We start from the raw sequence: 3,266 nt of genomic DNA on the forward strand, positions 1-3,266 counted from the left end.
GCCCCAAGGCGCTCAACGCGCTGACATGGGATATGTGTCTGGCGATCGAAGCAGCCTTGGACGACTGGCGCAATGATCCCGATGTTGCGCTGATCCTGATCGACGGCGCAGGTGATCGCGCCTTCTGCTCGGGCGGTGATATCGCCGAAATGTACGCCGCAGGCCAACGCGCCGATTACGATTATGGGCGGCGTTTCTGGCGGGATGAATACCGGTTGAACGCCAAGATCGCCAATTACGCCAAGCCAATCATCACATTCCTGCACGGCTTTGCCATGGGCGGCGGTGTCGGTGTCGGCTGCCATGCATCCCACCGGATCGTCTGCGAGACCAGCCAGATCGCCATGCCCGAATGTTCCATCGGTCTGGTGCCTGATGTGGGCGGTTCGCTCCTGCTGGCCAAGGCACCGGGGCATTGCGGCGAATTTCTCGGGCTCAGCGGTGACCGCATGGATGCGGGCGACGCGATCTATGCCGGTTTTGCCGATCACCATATCCCCCAAGAGGCTTGGGACACGCTCAAACAGAGGCTCATCGCGACAGGTGACACACAGGCCGTTGAAAGCGCCCAGCACGCCGCTCCTGCCGCCCGACTTGCCGGATGGCAAGGCGAAATTGACGGCTGCTTTGCCGGTGCAACCCTTGGCGACATCTACCGCGCCATGCCCGCCGATCCCGGCCCCGCCATCGCGCATGTGCGCAAACTGATGGACAGGAACGCGCCGCTGGCCATGGCCGTCGCGACCAAGATCATTCAAGCGGCACGCGAAGACCTGCGCATCAAAAGCGCACTCGACCGCGAATTCCGCTACACCTATCGCTGCGTCGCACAAGGTGACTTTATCGAAGGCATTCGCGCCGCGATCATCGACCGTGACCGCGCACCAAAATGGCAACATCGCAGTTGGCAGGACGTCGCGGCAGCAGATGTCGCAGCCATGACGAAAGATCTGGGCGACAATGCGCTGCAATGGAAGGAAAACACATGAAGATCGGATTTATCGGGCTGGGAAACATGGGTGCACCCATGGCTGCAAATCTGGCCAAGTCGCATGACGTCACCGGCTTCGATACGGTCGCAAGACCGGAAGGGATCGCCCTTGCAGAAAGTGCGGTCGCGGCCGCCAAAAACGCCGACGTGGTTATCACGATGCTCCCGAACGGTGATATCCTTCGCGTCGTTGCAAATGAAATTCACGCCTTGATGAAAGCCGGTGCCATTCATCTGGATTGCTCGACCGTAGATGTCGAAAGCGCCCGCGCTGTCGCAGTCCAAGCCACCCAAGCGGGCCTGCAAGCCATCGACGCGCCTGTCTCCGGCGGAATCGGCGGCGCCACCAACGGCACGCTGACCTTCATGGCAGGCGGCCCCGCCGAAGCCTTCGCCACCGTCCAGCCGCTTTTCGACATCATGGGTCAAAAGGCCGTCCATTGCGGCGACGCAGGCAACGGGCAAGCGGCGAAAATCTGCAACAACATGATCCTTGGCGTGACCATGATCGCCACATGCGAGGCGTTTGTTCTGGCCGACAAACTGGGCCTTGACCGTCAGGCCATGTTTGATGTGGTCAGCACATCGTCAGGGTATTCTTGGTCAATGAACGCTTATTGCCCTGCCCCCGGCATCGGCCCGCAAAGCCCGGCAGACAACGGATACCAGCCGGGTTTCGCGGCTGAATTGATGCTCAAGGATCTGAACCTGTCACAAATGGCGGCAAAGGCCGCGGACGCCGATACACCCATGGGACAGGCAGCGCATGACCTCTACGCACAATTCGTTGAAACAGAAGACGGCAACGGCAAAGACTTTTCAGCGATGCTGACCCGTTTCGAAAAACGCGGACGAGGCTAGCGCGTTTCCATACAGCACCGCCTCCTTCATCTTGGCCAAAAAACTCCCGCCGGAGGCCTCGGTAAAACCGCCCGGTTTTGCCGATCTACTCGGCTGCCACCTTGCGCGCACCAAGCATTTCCTTGAGGTAGCGGCCGGTGTGACTTTCGGTCACCTCGGCTACCTGCTCGGGCGTTCCGGTCGCCACGATCCGGCCACCGCCATCGCCACCCTCGGGACCGATATCAATGATATGGTCTGCGGTTTTCACCACATCCAGATTGTGCTCGATCACAATGACCGAATTGCCCTGATCGACCAATTCATGCAGCACTTCCAACAGCTTGCGCACATCTTCAAAATGCAGGCCCGTTGTAGGTTCATCGAGAATATAGAGCGTGCGACCCGTCGAACGCCGCGCCAACTCCTTGGACAGCTTCACGCGTTGGGCTTCGCCGCCCGATAGCGTCGTCGCTTGCTGGCCAACCTTGATATAACCCAGCCCGACACGCATCAATGCGTCCATTTTTTCGCGGATCGACGGGACGGCGGTAAAGAACTGCTGCGCGTCCTCGACTGTCATGTCCAGCACATCGGCGATGGATTTGCCCTTGAACTTGATTTCCAGCGTTTCGCGGTTGTAGCGCGCACCCTTGCAGGTCTCGCAGGTCACATAGACGTCCGGCAGAAAGTGCATCTCGATCTTGATGACACCGTCACCCTGACATGCCTCGCAACGCCCGCCTTTCACGTTGAAACTGAACCGCCCGGGCTTGTAGCCCCGCGCCTTGGCCTCTGGCATACCCGCAAACCATTCGCGGATCGGCGTAAAGGCCCCCGTATAGGTCGCAGGGTTCGACCGCGGCGTGCGCCCGATGGGGCGCTGGTCGATGTCGATCACCTTGTCCAGATGCTCGAACCCCTTGATCGTCTCGCAAGGCCCGGGCGTCTGGCGCGAGCCATTCAGCTTCATCGAAGCATTCTTGAACAACGTCTCGATCGTCAACGTGGATTTACCGCCACCCGACACGCCGGTAACGCAGACAAACTGCTGCAACGGGAAATCCGCGGTCACATTCTGAAGATTATTCCCCGTCGCCTTGACGACAGTCAGCTTCTTGCCCTTGCCCTTCCGCCGCTTGGCCGGCACGGGAATTTCGCGCGCGCCAGTCAGATATTGTCCGGTGATCGAGGCGGCATTCGCCATAATCTCTTGCGGCGTCCCCTTGGCCACCACCTCACCGCCATGCACACCGGCCCCCGGTCCGATGTCAAAGACATAATCCGCCTCGCGGATCGCCTCTTCGTCGTGTTCCACGACGATCACCGTATTGCCCTGGTCGCGCAGGTTCTTCAGCGTCGTCAGCAGGCGGTCATTATCGCGCTGGTGCAGCCCGATGGATGGCTCGTCCAAGACGTAAAGCACCCCTTGCAG

The 3,266-nt window shown here is 60.0% G+C and carries 3 protein-coding genes; 2 read left to right on the top strand and 1 reads right to left on the bottom strand.

What is annotated here, in order from left to right; translation table 11 throughout:
• Together R6T97_RS07890 and mmsB are read left to right on the top strand one after the other, a co-directional pair.
• On the top strand, nucleotides 1–989 hold a 989-nt coding region (locus R6T97_RS07890; RefSeq protein ID WP_410348741.1), incomplete at its 5' end, for an enoyl-CoA hydratase/isomerase family protein.
• Nucleotides 986–1,852, top strand: a complete 867-nt coding sequence (gene mmsB, locus R6T97_RS07895; protein ID WP_410348742.1) for a 3-hydroxyisobutyrate dehydrogenase — start codon at nucleotides 986–988, stop codon at nucleotides 1,850–1,852. The genes R6T97_RS07890 and mmsB, both read left to right, overlap by 4 nt.
• Before the next feature lie 85 nt (nucleotides 1,853–1,937).
• On the opposite strand, the gene uvrA is transcribed toward mmsB, so the two are convergent.
• Nucleotides 1,938–3,266: excinuclease ABC subunit UvrA (gene uvrA, locus R6T97_RS07900; protein ID WP_410348743.1), on the bottom strand; the 1,329-nt coding region annotated here is incomplete at its 5' end.

The organism is Yoonia sp. (assembly GCF_046498525.1).
In the GTDB taxonomy this organism is placed as follows: Bacteria; Pseudomonadota; Alphaproteobacteria; order Rhodobacterales; family Rhodobacteraceae; genus Yoonia.